The sequence below is a fragment of the Bradyrhizobium sp. PRIMUS42 genome, from assembly GCF_023006515.1.
In the GTDB taxonomy this organism is placed as follows: Bacteria; Pseudomonadota; Alphaproteobacteria; order Rhizobiales; family Xanthobacteraceae; genus Bradyrhizobium.
In genome coordinates this window covers 1-1,212 of record NZ_JALBGZ010001182.1, presented here as the reverse complement: position 1 = coordinate 1,212, position 1,212 = coordinate 1, and the positions used below count along the sequence as shown (strand labels likewise).

Here is a 1,212-nt window from a genome sequence, read left to right as displayed (position 1 = left end):
CCGCCGCGTGCCGCGCCCTCCATTGCGCCCAATGCGGCTCCCTTCGCGCCCCCCATGACATCAATGGCGGCGCCACCCGCGCCTGCCTATGCTCCGCCGCCACCGCAAGCAGGGCCTGATTTCTCATCGCTCGAGCGCCATCTGCTCAAGATCACGAGCCAGATCGAATCGCTCCAGCGCCCTGACAATACCGAGCAGGCGATCAACGCCTTTCGCAGCGAGCTTGCCGAGATCCGCACCGCCATCACCGAGGCGATGCCACGCCGTGCGATCGAATCGATCGAGAACGAGATCCGCTCGCTGCATCGGCGCATCGACGAGACGCGTTCCAGCGGCACCGACGGCCAGGTGCTGTCGGGCATCGAGCACGCACTGTCCGACATCAAGCAGGTGCTGCGCACGCTGACGCCGGCCGAGCAGCTCACCGGCTATGACGAGGCGATCCGCAATCTCGGCGCCAAGCTCGATCTGATCCTGCGCGCCAATGACGATCCCTCGACGGTGCATCAGCTCGAAAGCGCGATCTCGGCGCTGCGCGGCATCGTCTCCAACGTCGCGTCCAACGAAGCGCTGGCACGCCTGTCCGAAGACGTGCAGCTGCTGTCGTCCAAGGTCGACCAGGTCACCCGCGCCTCCGGCCAGGGCGACAGCTTTGCAGTGCTGGAGCAGCGCATTGCGGCGCTCACCGCGGCGCTGGAAACCCGCGAGCGGCCCCAGCCATCCGAAAGCACCGAGCATCTCGAATCCGCCATCCGCGCGCTGTCGGACCGCTTCGACCGCATGCAGGTCGGGAACGATTCGGCCTCGACCTTCGCGCATCTCGAACAGCGTGTCTCGTATTTGCTGGAGCGGATCGAAGCCGCCTCCGACCCGCGCAACGGCAATTTGAGCCGCGTCGAGGACGGGCTGCACGACATTCTGCGGCACCTGGAGCGGCAGCAGGCGACTTACTCCGCACTGGCGGAGAGCCGCAGCTCCGCGCCGCCGGCCGATTCCGGAATGGTCGATCTCGTCAAGCGCGAGCTGTCCGACATCCGCTTCAGCCAGGCCGAGACCAACCGGAGCACCCAGGACTCGCTCGACGCCGTCCATAGCGCGCTCGGCCATGTCGTCGATCGCCTCTCCATGATCGAGGGTGATCTGCGCGCGGTGCGGACCGCGCCGCCGACCCCTGCGCCGCAGCCCATGCCGATGCCGATGGCCGCTCCCATC

The 1,212-nt window shown here is 67.3% G+C and carries 1 pseudogene; it reads left to right on the top strand.

Annotation, left to right across the window (positions count from 1 at the left end):
* A pseudogene (locus MOV75_RS38825) lies at window positions 1-1,212 on the top strand (hypothetical protein); the annotation flags it as partial.